This window comes from Kitasatospora sp. NPDC059648 (genome assembly GCF_042734825.1).
Classification (GTDB): domain Bacteria; phylum Actinomycetota; class Actinomycetes; order Streptomycetales; family Streptomycetaceae; genus Kitasatospora.
In genome coordinates, this window is record NZ_JBHWDU010000071.1 from 16,245 (window position 1) to 34,431 (window position 18,187).

Annotated in this window: 16 protein-coding genes and 2 pseudogenes; 10 read left to right on the forward strand and 8 right to left on the reverse strand. The window is 72.7% G+C overall.

Features of this window, described 5'->3' with window-relative positions:
* The first annotated feature begins 134 nt into the window (after positions 1-134).
* Both ACFV1W_RS30650 and ACFV1W_RS30655 read left to right on the forward strand, forming a co-directional pair.
* Positions 135-689 carry a hypothetical protein gene (locus tag ACFV1W_RS30650; protein WP_380420521.1) on the forward strand — a complete coding sequence of 185 codons (555 nt, stop codon included), beginning with the start codon at positions 135-137 and terminating at the stop codon, positions 687-689.
* Between the two features lie 152 nt (positions 690-841).
* Positions 842-1,786: an SDR family NAD(P)-dependent oxidoreductase gene (locus ACFV1W_RS30655; protein WP_380420522.1), complete on the forward strand. Its 945-nt coding sequence runs from the start codon at positions 842-844 to the stop codon at positions 1,784-1,786.
* Between the two features lie 96 nt (positions 1,787-1,882).
* Here the strand turns inward: ACFV1W_RS30655 and ACFV1W_RS30660 are convergent, their stop codons facing one another.
* From ACFV1W_RS30660 to ACFV1W_RS30680, 5 genes and pseudogenes are all read right to left on the reverse strand, one after another.
* Positions 1,883-2,266, reverse strand: a complete 384-nt coding sequence (locus ACFV1W_RS30660) for a VOC family protein (protein ID WP_380420523.1) — start codon at positions 2,264-2,266, stop codon at positions 1,883-1,885.
* 409 nt (positions 2,267-2,675) lie between these two features.
* Positions 2,676-3,353 (reverse strand): peptidoglycan-binding protein, encoded by a 678-nt coding sequence (locus tag ACFV1W_RS30665; RefSeq protein ID WP_380420537.1) that lies wholly within the window; start codon positions 3,351-3,353, stop codon positions 2,676-2,678.
* Positions 3,327-3,596 (reverse strand): annotated as a pseudogene (locus ACFV1W_RS30670) (peptidoglycan-binding protein); the annotation flags it as partial. The gene ACFV1W_RS30665 and the pseudogene ACFV1W_RS30670, both read right to left, overlap by 27 nt.
* Positions 3,597-3,841: 245 nt before the next feature.
* Entirely contained in the window at positions 3,842-4,327 is a 486-nt protein-coding gene (locus tag ACFV1W_RS30675) for a YbaK/EbsC family protein (RefSeq protein ID WP_380420524.1), read from the reverse strand.
* A gap of 7 nt (positions 4,328-4,334) precedes the next feature.
* Entirely contained in the window at positions 4,335-6,086 is a 1,752-nt protein-coding gene (locus ACFV1W_RS30680) for a 2-isopropylmalate synthase (protein WP_380420525.1), read from the reverse strand.
* A 169-nt stretch (positions 6,087-6,255) separates the two neighbouring features.
* On the opposite strand from ACFV1W_RS30680, the gene ACFV1W_RS30685 reads away from it, so the two are divergent.
* From ACFV1W_RS30685 to ACFV1W_RS30710, 6 genes are all read left to right on the forward strand, one after another.
* Positions 6,256-6,942, forward strand: coding sequence for a FadR/GntR family transcriptional regulator (locus ACFV1W_RS30685; RefSeq protein ID WP_380420538.1), 687 nt, complete (start codon positions 6,256-6,258; stop codon positions 6,940-6,942).
* Between the two features lie 432 nt (positions 6,943-7,374).
* Positions 7,375-10,128, forward strand: a complete 2,754-nt coding sequence (locus tag ACFV1W_RS30690) for a nitrate- and nitrite sensing domain-containing protein (RefSeq protein WP_380420526.1) — start codon at positions 7,375-7,377, stop codon at positions 10,126-10,128.
* Positions 10,125-10,571, forward strand: a complete 447-nt coding sequence (locus tag ACFV1W_RS30695) for a roadblock/LC7 domain-containing protein (protein WP_033349147.1) — start codon at positions 10,125-10,127, stop codon at positions 10,569-10,571. Before ACFV1W_RS30690 ends, ACFV1W_RS30695 begins: the two co-directional genes overlap by 4 nt.
* A gap of 106 nt (positions 10,572-10,677) precedes the next feature.
* On the forward strand, positions 10,678-11,043 hold the full coding sequence (locus tag ACFV1W_RS30700; protein ID WP_033349308.1) for a DUF742 domain-containing protein: 366 nt from the start codon (positions 10,678-10,680) through the stop codon (positions 11,041-11,043).
* 2 nt (positions 11,044-11,045) lie between these two features.
* Positions 11,046-11,648 (forward strand): ATP/GTP-binding protein, encoded by a 603-nt coding sequence (locus tag ACFV1W_RS30705; RefSeq protein ID WP_380420527.1) that lies wholly within the window; start codon positions 11,046-11,048, stop codon positions 11,646-11,648.
* A gap of 18 nt (positions 11,649-11,666) precedes the next feature.
* Entirely contained in the window at positions 11,667-12,800 is a 1,134-nt protein-coding gene (locus ACFV1W_RS30710; protein WP_380420528.1) for an FAD-dependent monooxygenase, read from the forward strand.
* A 122-nt stretch (positions 12,801-12,922) separates the two neighbouring features.
* Here ACFV1W_RS30710 and ACFV1W_RS30715 read toward each other — a convergent pair whose 3' ends face one another.
* Positions 12,923-13,717, reverse strand: coding sequence for a serine hydrolase (locus ACFV1W_RS30715; RefSeq protein ID WP_380420529.1), 795 nt, complete (start codon positions 13,715-13,717; stop codon positions 12,923-12,925).
* Positions 13,718-13,741: 24 nt separating this feature from the next.
* Positions 13,742-13,927: pseudogene (locus tag ACFV1W_RS30720) on the reverse strand (DUF397 domain-containing protein); the annotation flags it as partial.
* Here ACFV1W_RS30720 and ACFV1W_RS30725 point away from each other — a divergent pair.
* The gene (locus ACFV1W_RS30725; protein ID WP_380420530.1) at positions 13,838-14,986 is read left to right on the forward strand and encodes an MFS transporter; all 1,149 of its coding nucleotides are present in this window, start codon (positions 13,838-13,840) and stop codon (positions 14,984-14,986) included. The pseudogene ACFV1W_RS30720 and the gene ACFV1W_RS30725 sit on opposite strands and share 90 nt — an antisense overlap.
* A gap of 251 nt (positions 14,987-15,237) precedes the next feature.
* On the opposite strand, the gene ACFV1W_RS30730 is transcribed toward ACFV1W_RS30725, so the two are convergent.
* Entirely contained in the window at positions 15,238-16,299 is a 1,062-nt protein-coding gene (locus tag ACFV1W_RS30730; protein ID WP_380420531.1) for a hypothetical protein, read from the reverse strand.
* Positions 16,300-16,845: 546 nt separating this feature from the next.
* Here ACFV1W_RS30730 and ACFV1W_RS30735 point away from each other — a divergent pair.
* On the forward strand, positions 16,846-18,075 hold the full coding sequence (locus ACFV1W_RS30735) for a serine hydrolase domain-containing protein (protein ID WP_380420532.1): 1,230 nt from the start codon (positions 16,846-16,848) through the stop codon (positions 18,073-18,075).
* The last annotated feature ends 112 nt before the right edge of the window (positions 18,076-18,187 follow it).

Below are 18,187 nucleotides of genomic sequence, written 5' to 3' on the forward strand. Positions count from 1 at the left end.
CTACACCTGTTGTTACTGCAACCTGCCTCACTACATCTGCCGTAGGTTCGGGGCGCAGCAACGACAGTCGCAGTGAACGCCCCGGGCACAGAATCGGATGTGCTCCAACGACACGGGCGGTAGTACTGACGCCCATGTCGCACAACCTCGCCTTCCCCCTGCTCCGCACCCCCGACCTCGATGCCGTCTTCTCCCTCACCGACCGGCTCCTCGCGCTGGGAGGGGCGGCCGCCCACGGTGGCACCGAGCTCCGGGCCAAGGTGTCGAGCCGGGCCCGCCTCAGGCAGTTGCTGGCAGCGGTTCCCGAGGCGAAGGTCCACGAGCAGATCAGGAAGGACGCGGACACCCCGGGCGACACCCCCCTGCCGTACGCGGACTTCTACACCGTCGATCTCGAACTCCCCGCCCGGCAGCACGCGCGGAGCGCCGTGACCTCGGCGCTCCGCGTCCACGACCGGCTGCAGGTCCACTGGGGCGACCTGGGGTGGCCCGGGTGCCCGGAGCTCGGACTGCCGTGGACCCGCAGGCACGCGCACCTCCAGGTGAACACCCACCACGAGGCCGACGACCTCGACAACCCGTGGACGCCGGACCACGTCGTCTACCTCCACTCCTACGTGGAGGAACACGCGGCCTGGCTCGCCGCCCGGGCGGGCGCGGAGGTCATCGGCGAACCCCACTGGTTCTGAGCGCGCCCTGCGGCCGTGTCGGCGTGATGCCGGCCTCCTGGCAGGGCTGGCAGCGATCTGTGAGCAACGTGCATGCGGCGGCCGGAATCATCGGTTCCGAGCCGCCCACAGCCAGCCGCAGCCGTCCTGACCAGCGAGGGAGTCCCCGCCGCATGTCGTCCGCATCCCCCACCCCGCCCTGGAACGTCCACCGGCTGCCGCGTGCCGACGGCAGCGTCTTCCTGGTCACCGGCGGCAACGCCGGGATCGGGTACTTCGTCGCGGAGCAGCTGGCGGCGACCGGGGCGACCGTCGTCCTCGGCAGCCGGAACCCCGCGAAGGCCGAGAGCGCCATGGTCTCGATCCGGGCACGCGTCCCCGAAGCGCGGCTGCGCGCCGTACGGCTGGACGTCGCCGACCTCTCCTCGCTGCGAACGGTCCCGGACGCACTGGGGGTGGAGCGCCTGGACGCCGTGATCCTCAACGCGGGCGTGGCGCTCGACGACCCCCCGCGCCAGGAGACCGGGGACGGTCACGAGCTGATGTTCGGCACGAACCACCTCGGGCACTTCGCCCTGACCCACTGGCTGATGCCACTGCTGTCCGCCGCCCCGGCGGCCCGCGTCGTCACCATGGGCAGCTTCGCGGCGAAGTCCGAACTCCTCGATCCGGACGACCTGCAGTCCCGGAAGGACTACCGGCCCAAGCGCACCTACGGACGCTCGAAGCTGGCACAGATGCACTTCGGCCTCGAACTCGACCGCCGACTCCGCACGGCCGGCAGCACGGTGGCGAGCGTGCTGGTCCACCCCGGCGGCGCGCTGGACTCCCTGACCCCCTCCCGGCCGCCGGTCCACGTGCGGACCACCGCCGCACGTCTGGGCACCGCACCCGCAGGCCTCCTCCTCCAGGGCAAGCACGCCGGCGCCTGGCCCGCCGTCCGGGCGGTGCTCGACCCGGCCGTACGCGGCGGCCAGCTGTGGGGCCCGCGCGCCTTCGGCCTGCGCGGCGAACCCCGCCTCGAACCGGTGTGGACCAACCTCACCGACACCACCGTCGCGGCCCGCCTGTGGGATGCCAGCCGCGACCTGACCGGCGCCGACCCGGGCACGCGGTAGCCCCCGCCCGGCCCCGTGCCCACCCGGCCCGCCGCCACCAGCGGCGGGCCCGCGCCACCGGGTGGCGGGCCGTCGACGGCGCGGAGCCGCCAACCGCTACGAGGACGCCGCGGCCCGGTCGGACTCGCCGCGCAGCACGCAGAACTCGTTGCCCTCCGGATCGGCGAGCACCGCCCACCCCGAGCCGTCGGGGTTCCGCAGATCGCTGACCATCGTGGCCCCGAGCCCCAGCAACCGCTCCACCTCCTCCTCGCGCGAGGTCTCCGGCCGCAGGCACAGGTGGACCCGGTTCTTCACCGTCTTCGGCTCCGGCACCTGATTGAAGTACAGGACCGGCCCCTCGGCCAGCATCACCACGACCTCCCGGTCGCCCGGCCCGTCCTCCGGGCCCAGCGGACGGCCCGTCACCCGGCTCCAGAAGCGGGCCAGCCCATAGGCGTCCGCGCAGTCGATCGCCACGTTCTGCAATACCGATACCATGCGCCCGAGCCTTCCCGACTTCCGCTCCGGACGCCACTGCCCCGCGGGGCGGTTCTTCGCGCGGGCCAGGCGAGTCACGGCACCACCCCCAGCCACACCCTGCTCGCAGGAGCAGCACACGACCGCCGCACGGACGACAGCCTCGCCCCACGGGCTGCGGGCCTTCACCTGCCACGGCATCGCCCTCCGGACGTTCGGTACTGCGGGTGCTGACCTCCGTGCGACCGCAGACGGACGGCGACGATCGCGGCCGGCCCGGGGCCCGGACCGGCAGTCGTCGCGGTCCCGTCCCGGCTACTCCCTTCCCCCGGAGGGGAACGGGAACAGCAGGACAGGGCCACCGGAGGTGTCCGGTGGCCCTGCCCTCGCGATCCGCGTGTCGCTTGCCGCGATCCGCTCGCCGCGGGCGTCAGTTCATGAAGGTGACGTCCCAGTGGCTGCCCTCGTTGGCGTAGATGTTGCCGGAGGGAGCGGTCCACAGGTCGGCGCCGTCACCGCGGGTGCCGCTGTGGGTGAAGGTGCCGTGGATGTAGTTGGTGAGGCAGCTCATCATGCCGAAGTCCAGCTTGTAGCCGTTGCCGTGGCTGTAGGTGCCGCCGGCGTGGCCGGTCTCGGTGCCACCGGTGATGTTCAGCGGGCAGCTGCCGACGGCGTGCTTCAGGTTGATGGCGCCGTCGACCGTGGCGCGGCGCAGACCGTCGAAGGAGGTGCAGCTGCTGCTGTTGCGGTCGGAGCAGTTGCCCGAGGAGGACCAGGTGATCCCGGCGGCCGAGAGCATCGAGGCGGCCTGCGACTGGCTCAGGGTGTCGCCACCGGAGCCGCCGGAGCCACCGGTGCTGCCACCGCCGCCGAGCAGGGCGCCCCAGGTGGCCGGGCCGACGATGCCGTCGACCGGGTTCAGGCCGGCGGACTGCTGGAAGTTGCGCACCTTGGAGTCGGTGCCGGGGCCGAAGGCGCCGTCCACGGCCAGGCCGGCGCCGTGGGCGTTCAGCTGGACCTGGAGCGCCTTGACCGCGTCGCCGTTGTCGCCGTTGCGGACGGTGACGATCAGCTTGGACCAGGTGTCGGGGCCGACGACGCCGTCCACCGGGGTCAGGCCGTTGGCGCTCTGGAAGCTCTTGACCTTGCCCTCGGTGCCGGGACCGAAGGCGCCGTCGACACCGGTCGCGAAGCCGCGGGCGGACAGCAGGTACTGGACCGTGGTCACGTTGTCGCCGCGGTCGCCGTTGCGGACGGTCGGCCAGCTCGCGGCCTGGGCGGCGGGGGCGACGAGCACGGCCGCGAGCAGCGCGGCGAACATCGCGGCGACGAGGGCCGGGATGCGTTTCATGACGGTTCCTCACTGGTGGGACTGAGCGCGGGAGAGGGATGCGGAGGCACGGGCGCGGGAAGGTTGTCCGTCCGCCGCACCGGCCGCCGGGGGGAGACGCTAGGAGAGCCGGGCGGCGTCCCTCTAGCGTTCCCGGCGTCCCTGGGACGGCGGCCCCGCCCCAGGGACGCCCCGAGCCCGCGACGGCCCCCAACCACGACGGCCCACTGCCGGGTTCCCGGTGGTGGGCCGTCGAGCGGAGCGGCTCAGTCCGTGGGCGCCACGGCGCTCTGCGCGCCGCCGGTGACCCGCAGCAGTTCCTCGTACGTCATCGGCACGACGGTGTGCGGGTGCCCGGCCGCCGCCCACAGCACCTCGTAGTGCCGCAGCGCGGTGTCGACGACCGTGCGCAGCGGTGCCGGGTGGCCGGTGGGGGCGACGCCGCCGATGGCCTGGCCGGTGGCCTCGCGGACCTGCGCGGCCGAGGCCCGGGTGATCTCACCCGCGCCCAACTGCCCGGCCAGGAAGGCCGTGTCGACCCGGTGGGCACCGCTGGTCATCACCAGCAGCGGCTCTCCGTCGCAGCTGAAGACCAGGCTGTTGGCGATCGCGCCGACCTCGCAGCCGAGGGCGGCGGCGGCCTCGGCGGCCGTACGGGCGGAGTCGGGAAGGACGACGATCTCACCGGCGACGCCGGCCGCCGCCAGCGCCTCGGCGACCGCGAGGCTGCGCACGGGAAGGGAGGGACTCATCGCCTCATCATGCCCTTTCCCGCCCGGCGGTGGCCGGGGCGGCAGGGGTGCACCCGGCGGCGGCCCGGCCGGCGCCCGCCCGGCCGGCGGCGCTCAGCACCGCCCGTACGCCCGCCGTGAGCACGGAGGCGTCCCGCCCGACGCCCCAGACCACCTCCCCGTCGATCCGGCCCTCCACGTAGGCGACCGCGTCGGAGCTGCCGCCGGCCTTGTGCTCGCTGAAGGACAGGATCTCCACCCCCACCGCCGCCGCCACCGCGTCCACCGGCCCGGCGCCGGTGCCCCGGCGGTCGTCCACCTCGGCCCAGTCGTCGCCGACCCGCCACTCCCGACCGGCCCCCGCGTCCAGGTACTCGGCCCGGAAGAGCCCGTACAGCTCCTCGCCGGTGACCTCCAGTCCGCTGTCGTCCGTCGCCTCCTGCACCACCCGGGCGAACTCGGTCTGCAGCCGCCGGGGCAGTTCCAGCCCGGCGCCGGTCTGCAGCAGGTAGGCGATCCCGCCCTTGCCGGACTGGCTGTTGACCCGGATCACCGCCTCGTAGTCGCGCCCGAGGTCGGCCGGGTCGATCGGCAGGTACGGCACGGACCATGGCGCCTCCCGCTCGGGCACGCCCAGTTCGGCGGCGGTCTTCGCGTGCTGGGCGAAGCCCTTCTTGATGGCGTCCTGGTGGGTGCCCGAGAAGGCGGTGTGCATCAGGTCGCCGACGTACGGGTGCCGCTCGCGCACCGGCAACCGGTTGCAGTGTTCGACGGTGCGCCGGACCTCGTCGATGTCGGAGAGGTCGAGCATCGGGTCGACGCCCTGGGTGTGGAGGTTGAGCGCCAGGGTCACCAGGTCGACGTTGCCGGTGCGCTCGCCGTTGCCGAACAGGCAGCCCTCGACCCGCTGGGCGCCGGCCAGCACCGCCAGTTCGGCGCAGGCGACGCCGGTGCCCCGGTCGTTGTGGGGGTGGACGGAGAGGATCACCGCGTCGCGCCGGTCCAGGTGCCGGTCGGCGTACTCGATCTGGTCGGCGTACACGTTGGGCGTGGCGATCTCGACGGTGGCCGGAAGGTTGTGGATCACCGGACGGTCGGGAGAGGCGTCCCACAGCGCGGTGAGGCCGTTGCAGACCTCCAGTACGTAGTCGGGCTCGGTCAGGTTGAACACCTCGGGCGAGAACTGGAAGCGCAGGCCGTCCCGCCCCTCCCCCAGCCGGGCCATCCGCTCGGCCGCCGCCGTGACCAGCGCCCGCAGGCCGTCCCGGTCCTTGCCCAGGACGACGTCCCGCCACAGCGGCGCGGTGGCCGTGTAGAGGTGGACGACCACGTTCGGCAGGCCCTCGACGGCCTCGAAGGTGCGGTCGATGAGATCGGCCCGGGCGGCGGTGAAGACGACGGCGGTGACGTCCTCCGGCACCGCCCCCGGCTGCTCGGCAAGCCGGCGGACGAAGTCGAAGTCGGTACGGCTGGCGGAGGGGTAGCCGACCTCGATCTCCTTGAAGCCCATGGCCAGGAACAGGTCGAACATCCGCTGCTTGCGTGCCGGGTCCATCGGCTCGGCGAGCGCCTGATTGCCGTCCCGCAGGTCGACGGGCACCCACAGCGGGGCCCGCTCGATCCGGCGGCCGGGCCAGCGGCGCAGCAGCGCGGGGACGTGGACCCGCTCGTGGGCGGGGCGGTAGCGGTGGGAGGGCATGGCGCCGCCGCGCTGGGGGTTCCAGGCCGGGGCGTCGGCCGGGACGGGGCCGGCGGGGGCGTGCAGGGTCGGGAATCGCATGGAGAGGTCCTCAACTGGGGTACCGGAGACCGGCAGGACGGCGCCCCGCAGCGGGGTGCCGGTCCGGTCACGCCCCGCTGCGGCCACCAAGAAGGAGAGCACTCCACGGCTGCATGCCGGGTAGGGTAACCACGACAGAAGTACTCAGACAACCTGACAGGTGACGACGATGCCCCCGCTCCGCCCCTCCCCCCTCGCCGAACAGGCCGCCACCCTGATCGAGGAGCGGATCCGGTCCGGGGAGTGGCCGGTCGGCGGCAAGCTGCCCGGCGAGGTGGCGCTCGCGAAGGAGCTGGGCGTCGGGCGCTCGACCGTCCGGGAGGCGCTGCGCACGCTCGCCGCCGCCGGAATGGTGCACAGCCGCCAGGGCTCCGGGGTGTTCGTGACGGCCGACCGCCCGGCCGCCGGGGACTGGACCACCCGGCTGCGCGCCGCCGAACTGGCGCACGTCTACGAGGTGCGCACGATGGTCGAGGTGCAGGCGGCCCGGCTGGCGGCCGAGCGCCGTACGGCCGCGGACCTCGCCGCCGTGGACGCCGCGCTGGCCGCGCGCCTGGCGGCGGGCGGGGCGGACGACGCCGCCTTCGTGGACGCCGACATCGCGCTGCACACGACGGTCGTGGCCGCCGCCCACAACCCCGTCCTGGATGACCTGTTCGCCCAGTTCGCCCCGGTCCTGAGGGAGCACCTGGTCGCCCTGGTGGGCCTGTTCGGGCTGCGCGAGGGCGATCCGAACCAGGGCTACGCCTCGCACGCCGAGCTCGTCCGGGCGCTGCACGACGGTGATCCGGCGGTGGCCGGGCGGGTGCTGGCGGCGGAGCTGGAGTCGACCCGGGCGCGGCTGCTCAGCTCCTGAACAGCCGCTACGGGGCCCGTCGGAGCACGGACCGGAGGGGGCGTCACACACTCTTCACACGGTGGCCATCCGGCGGCCGCGCGCCGGGCCGACACTGTGTCAGGCAGGACGGGACCGGGCTGCTTCGGACGCCAACGGTCAACGTGCGGGTGACATTGTGTCCGGTTCGTGCGCAAGTCCGGCCGAGGCGGCGAACGAGTTTTCACTCCAATCACACGGTATGGCTAGTATCGCTTCGTCAGAAGCCCGTGCCCGGACGGCCCGCCCATTCACCGGCCGGCCGCCAGCCCCAAGGAGTCTGCTCTGCGCGCGCGTGCGAATCGGCGGCCCCCGACGCCGAAGGCCCCCCGCAGGCGTCCGCGCCTGTCCCTGCGGTCGGCGCTGCTCGTCCTGGCCGTCGTCCCCAGCCTCGCCCTGGTCGCCCTCTGGGCCGTGACCAGTGGCGAAACCGTCTTCGACTTCCAGCGCCAGGCCGCCCAGGGCATGCTCGCCCAGAAGGCCGGCCAGCCGTCCAACATCGTCTACTACAACCTCCAGGAGGAGCGCCGGCTCAGCGCCGAGGCGCTCGCCCGGCCCGGCGCCAACACCGACCAGCTGCGCCACCAGCGGCAGTTGACCGACGACGCGGTGCGCCAGTTCCAGGCCCTCTCCGGGGAGAGCACCGAGAACGCCCCCGACGACGTCCGCGACGCCGTCGCCGAGGCCCGGCAGGCGATGGGCAAGCTCGCCGAGCAGCGCGCCGCCGTGGACAAGGGCTCGGTCGACCAGCAGACCGTCTTCACGTACTACACCGACCTGATCGCCGTCGACCTGCGGCTGTTCACCGCGCTCAGCCACGTCGACGCGGGCGAGGTCACCTGGGTGTCCAAGACCCTGGTCAACTCCTTCTGGGCCAAGGAGATGCTGGCCCGCGAGGACGCCGTGCTGGCCCGCGGCTGGCCCGGCGGCCGGCTCAGCACCGCCGACTACCAGCAGGTCCAGCAGCTGATCGGCGCCGAGGACCACCTGTTCACCGTCCAAATCGTCCCGTACGTCCCGGACCGCGAGGCGGCCGCCTGGCACGACCTGATGAACAGCCCGGCCTGGCAGGCCAAGGCCGCCGTCGAGCAGCAGCTCACCCGGCCCACCGCCGCCGATTCCAACGGCACCGTCAGACTGCCCGCCGCCCAGGACCAGTGGCGCCAGGCCGTCGACCAGCTCAACCCCCAGCTGGTCAAGGCGATCGAGACCCGCACAAGCGCCATCGTCGAGGTCGGCAAGGGGACCATCCTCGACCTGCTCACCCGTGTCGTGCTGACCACCGTCGTCGGCCTGATCACCGTCGTCGCCGTCGTCATCGCCTCCTGGCGGATCAGCCGCTCGCTGCGCCGCCGGATCAAGGCACTCCAGAGCCAGGCCCAGGAGATGGAGCGCACCCTGCCCGAGGTGGTCGACCGCCTCGGCCGCGGCGAACAGGTCGACGCCGAGGCCGAGAGCCGGGAAGTCACCGCCGGCGATCACGGCAACGGCACCGACGAACTCGCCCGCCTCGGCCAGGCCCTCAACCTGGCCCGCTCCGCCGCCCTGGGCGCCGCCGTCCGGCAGGCCGATCAGCACCGCGGCTTCGAACGCCTCCTCCAGCGCATCGCCCGCCGCACCCAGCTGCTGATCGGCCGCCAGCTGCGCAAGCTCGACGAGCTGGAGCGCAGGCACGAGGACCCGGAGGTCCTGGAGGGCCTGTTCGACCTCGACCACCTCACCGCCCGCCTGCGCCGCTACGAGGAGAACCTCGTCATCATGGCCGGCGGCCAGCCGCAGCGGCGCTGGCGCAAGCCCGTACCGCTGCTGGACGTGCTGCGCTCCGCCCAGGGCGAGGTGCAGGACTACCGGCGGATCATGATCGACGTCGAGGGCCACCCGTGGCTCTCCGAGCGGGCCGTCGGGCCGGTCGCCCACGTGCTCGCCGAACTGATGGAGAACGCCACCACCTTCTCCAAGCCGCCCACCCCGGTCGAGGTCCGGGCAGCCATGGTCGGCCGCGGGCTCGCGGTCGAGATCGAGGACCGCGGCCTCGGCATGGACCCGGAACAGTACGACGCGGCCAACGAGCTGATGAGCCGCCCGCCGCGCACCGACGTGCTCGCCCGGGCCGACGACATCCGGCTCGGCTTCTTCGTGGTCGCCCGGCTCGCCGCGCTCACCGGCCTGAAGATCGAGTTCCGGCCGTCGGCGTTCGGCGGCACCCGGGTCGTCGTGCTCGTGCCGGACGAACTGGTCATCGACGGCGACGCCGGGCTACTGCCGGACACCGCGCCCGCCGAGCCGATCCCGCTGGTCCGGCGCTCCCGCCGGGCGCTGCGCTCCGCCTCCGACGAGCCGCCGCAGCCCGCCGTGCCGATGGGGCCGCCGGTCGCGCCGGTGGACTCCTTCGGGCCCGTCGAGGCCGTCGCGCCCGCGTTCCAGGAGCCGACGCTCCGGGAGCCGGCGTTCCAGGAGACAGCCCTCCAGCAGCCGGCCGTGCGGGGACAGGCGGCGCAGCAGGAGCAGGCGAACGAGCAGCCCATCGAGCACAGCTCCCCCGCCGACCGGTCCCCGGCGTACCAGGCCCAGGCCCAGGGCCAGGGCCCTTGCGACGCCCCGCCCCCGCACGACGCCCCCGTCTACCCGGACATCGCCTACGCCCGGGTGACCGAGGCCGAGGCCCCGTACGCCGACGAGCAGTACCGCCCGGCCGACCACTACCGGCTGGCCGAGCGGCGGCAGCCCCGTGAGTACCCCTCCGCCGTGCCGGTGAGCCCGGTCGAGGGCGGGCAGCCTCCGCTGCCGCAGCGGGTCCGCCAGGCCAGCCTGGCCGCCGAGCTGCGGGTGCCGCCGCCGGCCCGGCAGCAGTGGGTCGACCCGAACGCCGGGCAGCCGGCCGGCGGGCAGCCCGCCGGCGGCCCGTTCCACCGGCTCGACCAACCCGACCAGCCGGACCGCTCCGGGCGTCCGGTCCGCCGCTCCGGCGCGACCATCGGCGCCTTCCAGCGCCAGTCCCGCGCCGCCCGGGCCCAGGACAGCGGCGAGCACCCGCTGCCCCGGGCCGCCGCCACCCCGCCGGCTCCCCCCAGCACGCCCGCCGGTCCCCCCGCCTCCGCGTCCGCCGCGTCCCCCTGGGCCCTGCCGGCCGCGGAACCCCGAACCACACGAACGGAAGACAGGCCATGAACCGCACGATCGCCACCCACCAGGACCTGGACTGGCTGCTGGACGGACTCGTCGAGTCGGTGCCCGGGACCCGCAACGCCGTCCTGCTCTCCGACGACGGCCTCGTGGTCAGTCACTCCCGCACCATCGAGCGGGCCGACGCCGAGCGCCTGGCCGCCGTCGCCACCGGGCAGCAGTCGCTCGCCCGGGGCGTCGGCCAGCTCTTCGACGGCGGGCCGGTGCACCAGGTGATCGTCGAGCTCGCCGAGTGCTGGCTGTTCGTCATCGCCGCCGCCCAGGGCACCCACCTGGCCGTGGTCGCCTCCCAGGAGGTGGACGCCGAGGTGATGTCCGTCGCGATGCACACCCTGGTGCAGCAGGTCGGCCAGAAGCTCACCACCCCGAACCGGGCCGAGGCCGCGCCGGCGTCCTTCGACGTCTTCGCCAGCCGGAACCGGGGCTGACCGCCGCGTGGGCCCGTACAGCGAGCCGGAGGACGGCCGGGCGCGCGGCCGGGTGCCGCACTGGAGCGAGCTGGAGGAACCGGAGGCGGAGGACGAGACGGGCGTCATGGTGCGCCCGTACACCATCACCCGCGGCCGGACCGCGCCCGAGCGCGACGACCTCACCCTGATCACCGTGCTCACCACGATCGACGAGGAGGCCGACGCGGCCCTGGCGCGGGGCAGCCGCGCCGGTGCCCGCGCCCTCCAGCCCGAGCACCGGCTCATCCTCGACCGCTGCCGGCGCCCGGCAGCCGTCGCCGAGGTGGCGGCCGGCCTGGACCTTCCGGTCTCGGTCACCAAGATCCTGCTGGGCGACCTGGTCGCCCAGGGCCTGCTGAAGGCCCGGGCACCACTCTCGGTGGCCCGCGCCGCCGGGGGCGTGGACCTCGGCCTGCTCACGGCCGTACGCGAAGGACTCCGGAGACTTTGAACATGGCAACACCCCCCTCCAGCGGTTCCGTTGACGGGATCGCCGCCGCCCCGGCCGCCGTCAAGATCCTGATCGCGGGCGGCTTCGGCGTCGGCAAGACGACCCTGGTCGGCTCGGTCAGCGAGGTCACCCCGCTGCGCACCGAGGAGTACCTGACCACGGCCAGCGTCGGCGTGGACGACCTGGCCGGCGTCGACCAGAAGGACACCACCACCGTCGCCCTGGACTTCGGCCGGATCACCGTCAGCCCCGAGCTGGTGGTCTACCTGTTCGGCACGCCCGGCCAGGAACGTTTCTGGTTCATGTGGAACGACCTGGTCAACGGCGCCCTCGGCGGGATCGTCATCGCCGACACCCGGCGGCTGGAGACCAGCTTCGCGTCCATCGACTTCTTCGAGAGCCGGACCATCCCGTTCGTGGTCGCGATCAACTGCTTCCACAACCACAACACCCGTACCCCGGAGGAGATCCGGGCCGCGCTCGACCTCGACCCGCAGGTCCCGATGCTGATCGGCGACATCCGCGAGCGTGCCTTCGGCCGCGACCTGCTGCTCGCCCTGGTCGACCACCTGATGGACCTCGCCGCCGTCGCCCCCGTCGGCTGAGCCGCTTTGGAGCCCCCTGTGACCACACCCCTGCGCGTCCTCGTCCACGGCGGCGGCATCGGCGGCCTCACCCTCGCCACCGCCCTCGCCCGCCGCGGCCACCACGTCGAGGTCGCCGAACTGCGCGACCAGCTGGAGGCACTCGGCGTCGGCATCATCCAGCCCTCCAACGCCCTGCACGTGATGCGCGAGATCGGCGTGCTGGCGGAGTGCCTGGCCGTCGGCTTCGAGTGGGAGGTGCTGACCGTCTGCGACCCGGCCGGCGCCACCCTAGCCCGGATCCCCCAGCCCCGGATGGACGACGCCCCCGCCAACAACGGCATCCCGCGCCCCGCCCTGGCCCGGGTGCTCGCCGCCGCGGCCACCGCGGCGGGCGCCGTCGTCCGCTTCGGGACGACGATCGGGTCGGTGAAGGAGGACGGTTCCGGCGTCGACGTCACCCTCACCGACGGGCACGGCGGCCGCTACGACCTGGTCGTCGGCTTCGACGGCATCGGCTCGCCGCTTCGCAGGCACCTCTACGGGGAGAAGTACGCCCCCGAGTACACCGGCTTCGCCAACTGGCGCGTCACGCTGCCCCGTTCGCCCGAGGTCCAGGGCGTGGTGATGTCGGCGGGCAACCTCAAGGCCAAGGCGCTGCTCACCCCGATCAGCGACGAACTCATGTACCTGGGCGCGGTGTTCGCCGAGGCCGAGGAATTCCGCCCGGACCCGTCGACCGCCCATGAGCAGCTGCGGGAGCGCCTGGCCGGCTTCGGCGGCCCGATCGCCGAAGCCCTCGCCCAGGTCACCGACCCGGCGGCCGTGGTCTACTCCCGGATCTCCCAGGTCACCGTCGAGGAACCCTGGCACGTCGGCCGGATCGCCCTGGCCGGCGACGCCGCCCACGCCTCCACCCCGCACCTCGCCCAGGGCGCCGCCATGGCCGTCGAGGACGCCCTGGTGCTGGCCCAGAGCCTGGAGGCCGCCTCCGACGTCCCGGCCGCGCTCGCCGCCTGGGAGGAGCGGCGTCGGCCGCGCGCCATGTGGGTACAGGCGATGTCCCGGGCGATCCTCAAGCAAGAGACGGGGACGCCGACGACGGCCGAGGAGGACGAGCTGCTGAAGGTCGGCGTCCCGGGCGCCACCCACGTGCTGGTCAAGCCGTACTGAACCCGCCGTTCGGCCCAGCGCGGGGTTGTGCCCGCGCTGGGCCGCGTTGCACGCAGGCGGTCGTCCGGATCAGCGGCCCTTCGAACTCACCGGGCATGACGGGTTCGCGCGGATCAGCCTGGTCAGCGAGCGGGCGCTGAAAGTCCTTCAGGTCCTCGCGGAACGGTGATCTCCTTGCGCCGCTTCCAGACCGCCGCCGAGATCCGGGCCAGCAGGCGGGCCGCCGGGTCGTCTCGGTCCGCGCCGGAGGCGAGCGGGCCGGTGTAGCAGACCGCGATCAGGTACGGCGGGCAGTCGTACGGATGGACCAGGCCGACGCAGTGCCGGGCGCCGGGGATCCAGCCGTTCTTGAACGCGATCCGGGTGCCCGGCGGAAGACCTGCGGCGAGGTCCACCCGGAAGTCGTTGCGCTCCAGCAGGGCGAGGAGTTCGGGCTCGTCCGCGAGGGAGTGGAGGAGGCGTACGAGATCGCGGGCGCTGACTAGGTTGTGCACGCCCGCGTTGCGCGCCGCGTAGTCCTCGATCCCGCGCGGGCTCGCACTGCGGGTGGCTCCCGCCTGGCGCCAGACCTCGGCCACGGCCCGTTGGTCGGTGCGGGCCAGGCAGAGGTTGGTGGCGAGGTTCGAGGAGTGGGTGATCATCCGCTCGGCGAGCAGGCGGAGTGGGACATGGCTGCCGAGGAGTTCCCAGGGCAGCGGGTCGCTGTCCCAGTCCGGGTCGTTGCCGAACTCGCCACCCACGACGGACTCGAAATGGTTGACGACCGGCACCTCGGCATCGAGGTTCGCCCCACTGCGGGTGAGCGCGGCGAGCACCGCGATCTTCATCGTGCTTGCAGCATCGTGCAGTTCGTCCGGTGCATGCGTGAACACCGGCTCGGCATTGCTGGCCCAGGGGGCCACCACCACGGACAACATGGCGGCAGGATAGAGGAGATCCGGTCAGACCTCGGCCGTTGCGGCGAACGACACGAACGCCTTCCAGGCGGCGGGGTCGAAGGTCAGATGAGGGCCGCTCTTGTCCTTGGAGTCACGCACGTGGACGACACCGGGGGTCTCGGCGACCTCGACGCAGGCACCGCCCTCGTTGCCGCTGTAGGTGCTCTTACGCCAGGCGACTTCGACGCAAGCTGGCTGCGTCGCCTGCCTCCCCGACGGCTGTTGGCCGCCGACAGTTGGGTCCGCTCACTGCTTCTCGGATGCGTGCCCGTGGCTTGGGCCACGGGCACGCTGCACCCGGTCCTCTATGTCGTCCTGCTCGCCGGATCGTCGGTGCTGCACGCCTGGGGCAGTGCGGGAAAGTACGCGCTACTCGCCCGGATGCTTCCGCCGGAGCAGCGTCTGGCCGCGAACGCGCTGGCGAGCTCAACCAGTTCGGCATCCGTCGTCATCGGCCCCGCGCTCGCCGGTTTCCTGGCGACAGTCGTGAGTCCCGCCTGGATCATCGGTCTCGATGCCGTGTCCTTCGCCATCCTCGCCGCGCAGGTCGGACGGCTGGGCTCCATGGCCGAGGAGACTGCGACGGCCGAGCCGATCGGCACCGGCCGATCGGCGGCCGGCCTGCACATGGTGCGCCGCCAACCCGAGCTGCTCGGGATTCTCGCCCTGACATGGTTCTTCAACTTCTTGTACGGACCGGTGGAGGTCGCACTCCCGCTGCATGTCACCGATGATCTCCATTCCGGCGCAAGCCTTCTCGGGCTGTACTGGACGCTCTTCGGTGTCGGCGCCGTTCTGGGTGCCCTGACCGTGGGCACCCTGCGCAGGCTCCCGCTCTGGCCGGTCACCCTGGGCATCGTCGTCGGCTGGGGCCTGGCCCTCGTGCCTTTCGGTCCGGGGGTGCCGACATCCGTCTCCGTCAGCTGCTTCGCATTGGGCGGCTTGATCTACGGACCCTTCACCGCACTATCCCTCACCCTGTTCCAGGGCCGCACCCCTGCACCCTGGCTGACCACCGTCCTGACCGCCCGAAGCGCCGCCCTTCTCACTGCCGCGCCCACGGGCACCACCCTCGGCGGTCCCCTCGCCACCGCGATCGGACCCCGACAGGTGCTGGCCGCGTCGGGAGTCGCCACCATCACCCTCGCCCTCGTCGCCGCCGCCATTCGGGCCCGGGGGAAGAGTCGAGCGCTCGCCAGGCCAGTGGCCCGGGCAACCCGCGAAGCCGGGTCCCGACCGGGCGGGTGATCAGGAGGCTTGCGTTCACTCTCAACTCATCGCAACGCGCGCCGACGATCAACCATTGCAATGCAGCACCAACATGCCCTGTGACGGGCTCGTCGGCATCGTGCTCACCCAGGTCGGGATGTCCGTACAGCGGCCCGTGAAAACGAGAGGAGTGGGAAGTCGAATCCGCCGACTTCCCACTCCTCCTGCACTCCCCGGTGACGGTTCCCGGGAGCGCGGCGGGCCCTGCTACCCGGTGTCGCCGGTCCGGCTCAGCCCCGGCCGGTGAGGGCCAGGGGCTGGTAGTCCTGGGACTTGGGCGTGTTGCCGGCGCCCAGGGCGGTGAGGCGGTTGCCCGGGGCGGCGACGACGGCCAGGTAGGAGACGTTCTCGTAGCCGGTCACCGAGAGGTCCAGGGCCTGCCAGTGGCCGTGGGTACAGCGGAAGCCGAGCGGGCGGTCCTGGGCACCGCTCGGGTCCCAGCCGACGGTGGCCATGCCGCCGGGGACGGCGGTGACCGACCACAGCTTGCCCGCGAGGCCTTCGGGGGCCGGGACGGTCGTCCAGGTGCGGCCGTCGAAGTGGGCGACCAGCGGGTGGCCGCGGTCCTTGTCGGCGAGGACGGCACGACCGACGACCCAGACGTCCTTCGGCCCGCTCGCGGCGACGCTCTGGTACTCGCCGGCCAGGCCGGTGAAGGCGGGAGCGGCGGCGCGGCTCCAGGCCCGGCCGTCGTAGTGCAGGAGCACCGGCTTGTCGTCGGGGGCGGCGGTGTTGCCCACCGCCCAGACGTCGTCGCGGGCGATCTCGGTGACGGAGTTGAGCCACCAGTCGCCGTCGATCCCGTCGGCGCTCATGCGGTGCCAGGCCGCACCGTCCCAGTGCTCGATAAGCCCGGTGGTGCGGGTCTCGATGGTCGAGCCGCCGTTGGGGCCGGGGGTGCGGCTGGTGACGATGCTCGCGGTACCGACGGCCCAGGCGCTGTCTGGGCGCGGCGCCGAGGACCCGAGAAGGTCGAGGTCGTAGAGCTCACCGGGCGGCGGCTCGATCGGGGTGGACGCCCAGTGGGCGCCGTCCCAGTGCTCGGCGAGGATCCGACCGGTGGTGGGCTCACGGTCGCCGAACACCCAGGCATCGTGCGTCGAGCTGCCGGCGATCGTGTTGGCGCGCATCGTGAAGTCCGGCGCGGGGAGAGGCAGTTCCGTCCACTGCGCACCCCGGCGGTCGTCGTGGCTCACGACCACGGGCGTGAAGCGCACATGCGGCCCGGTGACGGTGACCTGGTAGCCCGTGGCCCACGTGATGTGGCTGTCCAGCTGCACTCCGGAACTCAACACCGTTCCCGACACGGGGAGTTTGCCGGGAGTGAATCCCCCGGCGGCAACCGCCTCGGACGCGCCCGGTGCGTTCGGCGTGTCCGGGCCGTCCGCGGCCAGGGCTGGCGGGGCTGCCAGCGCCGTCACCGCGGCAGCCGTCAATGCCACTGCCGCCCGGCGCAGTGTTCGCTTCATCGTTCGGTCCCCCTCGCATCTCTTCGGAGTCGGCGGACCGTCAATCAGTCTGCCCACAGCAGGAGATGAGGAAGACCGGGCGTTGTGTTACGCGAGCTACTCCGGCCCGGCCGGTCGAGGACCCTGGCCGGTCACCGCTACCGCTCGGCGTTCCGGGCGTCTGCGCAGTGTGTGTTCACTCCCATCTCATTGCAACGCCCCCTGTCGATCAGCCCATTGCATTCAGTTCGCAGCCATTGCAATGAAGCACCAATATTCCTGGCACAGAGCGGCATACAGGCTCTTCTAATCGTTGACCAATACGTGAACGCAATGTAGCTTTGACGTCGTTCAGTGATTCCCGAACACTCACACAGGGGGAGATCCATCATGGGGAAGACCAACGGCGGCTTCTCGGAAGCAGGACTGCGCAAGGTGCGGGACGTGCTGGCGCGGCACGTGGACTCCGGAAGGATCCCCGGGGTCGTCGCCCTCGTCAGCCGGAGTGACGAGACACACGTCGAGGCGCTCGGGACGATGAGCCACGACGGTGGGGCGCCGATGCGCCGGGACACGATCTTCCGGATGGCCTCCACCTCCAAGCCCGTCACGATCGCGGCCGCGATGGTCCTGCTCGACGAGTGCGGGCTGCGGCTGGACGACCTGGTGGAGCAGTGGCTGCCCGAACTCGCCGACCGCCGCGTACTGAAGCGGATCGACGGCCCGCTGGAGGACACCGTGCCGGCGCACCGGCCGATCACCGTACGGGATGTGCTGACCAGCACCTTCGGGCTCGGAATGGATATGACGGCGCTGGGCACCCCGATCATGGACGCGGTCTTCGAGCAGGGGCTCACGCCCGACCTGCCGACGCCGATGCCCGAGCCGGACGAGTGGCTGCGCCGCCTCGGCACGCTTCCGCTGATGCGCCAGCCCGGGGAGTCCTGGCAGTACCACATCGCCAGCGACCTCGTCGGCGTACTCGTCACCCGGGTCACCGGCCAGCCGTTCGAGACCTTCCTGCGCGAGCGCGTCTTCGGCCCGCTGGGGATGGAGGACACCGGCTTCCACGTGCCCGCCGACGGGATCGACCGGCTGCCTCCCCTCTACGCCCCCGACCCGCGGACCGGGGCGTTCACCGTCTGGGACGAGCCTGCGGACGGACGCTGGAGCAAGCCCCCGGCGTTCCCCGGCGGCGGCGGTGGGCTGGTCTCCACCGTGGACGACTACCACGCCTACCTCCGGATGCTGCTGAACCAGGGGATGCACGGGAGCGAGCGGCTCCTGTCCCGGCCCGCCGTCGAGCTGATGACCACCAACCGCCTCACGCCCGAGCAGAACGCCGCCCGCACCGCCCTGGCCCGCGACAACGTCCACCTCTCGTACGGCCAGGGCCAGCACGGCGGTTGGGGCTTCGGGATGGCGGTGCGCACCTACCGCGGCGACTACGCGCCCGTCGGCCAGTTCGGCTGGGACGGCGGGAGCGGCACCTCGACCTACGCCGACCCGGAGAACGGGCTCGTCGGCATCGTGCTCACCCAGGTCGGGATGTCCGTGCCGCACTCGGCGCGGCTGATCCACGACTTCTGGACCACGGTCTACCAGGCGATCGACGACTGACACCGGCCCGCACAACGCAAGAGGAGTGGGGAATCGGACCCGCCGACGAAACACAACGCAAACACCGGGGATTGGGGCAGTGGTGGGAGGGCGCGGGGGCGGGGGGGGCACC

Bases quoted from the DNA above. Each gene is read 5' to 3' on its own strand.
- ACFV1W_RS30650 (WP_380420521.1), top strand. From the start codon at position 135: ATGTCGCACAACCTCGCCTTCCCCCTGCTCCGCACCCCCGACCTCGAT.
- ACFV1W_RS30655 (WP_380420522.1), top strand. From the start codon at position 842: ATGTCGTCCGCATCCCCCACCCCGCCCTGGAACGTCCACCGGCTGCCG.
- ACFV1W_RS30660 (WP_380420523.1), bottom strand. From the start codon at position 2,266: ATGGTATCGGTATTGCAGAACGTGGCGATCGACTGCGCGGACGCCTAT.
- ACFV1W_RS30675 (WP_380420524.1), bottom strand. From the start codon at position 4,327: ATGAGTCCCTCCCTTCCCGTGCGCAGCCTCGCGGTCGCCGAGGCGCTG.
- ACFV1W_RS30680 (WP_380420525.1), bottom strand. From the start codon at position 6,086: ATGCGATTCCCGACCCTGCACGCCCCCGCCGGCCCCGTCCCGGCCGAC.
- ACFV1W_RS30685 (WP_380420538.1), top strand. From the start codon at position 6,256: ATGCCCCCGCTCCGCCCCTCCCCCCTCGCCGAACAGGCCGCCACCCTG.
- ACFV1W_RS30695 (WP_033349147.1), top strand. From the start codon at position 10,125: ATGAACCGCACGATCGCCACCCACCAGGACCTGGACTGGCTGCTGGAC.
- ACFV1W_RS30700 (WP_033349308.1), top strand. From the start codon at position 10,678: ATGGTGCGCCCGTACACCATCACCCGCGGCCGGACCGCGCCCGAGCGC.
- ACFV1W_RS30705 (WP_380420527.1), top strand. From the start codon at position 11,046: ATGGCAACACCCCCCTCCAGCGGTTCCGTTGACGGGATCGCCGCCGCC.
- ACFV1W_RS30715 (WP_380420529.1), bottom strand. From the start codon at position 13,717: ATGTTGTCCGTGGTGGTGGCCCCCTGGGCCAGCAATGCCGAGCCGGTG.
- ACFV1W_RS30735 (WP_380420532.1), top strand. From the start codon at position 16,846: ATGGGGAAGACCAACGGCGGCTTCTCGGAAGCAGGACTGCGCAAGGTG.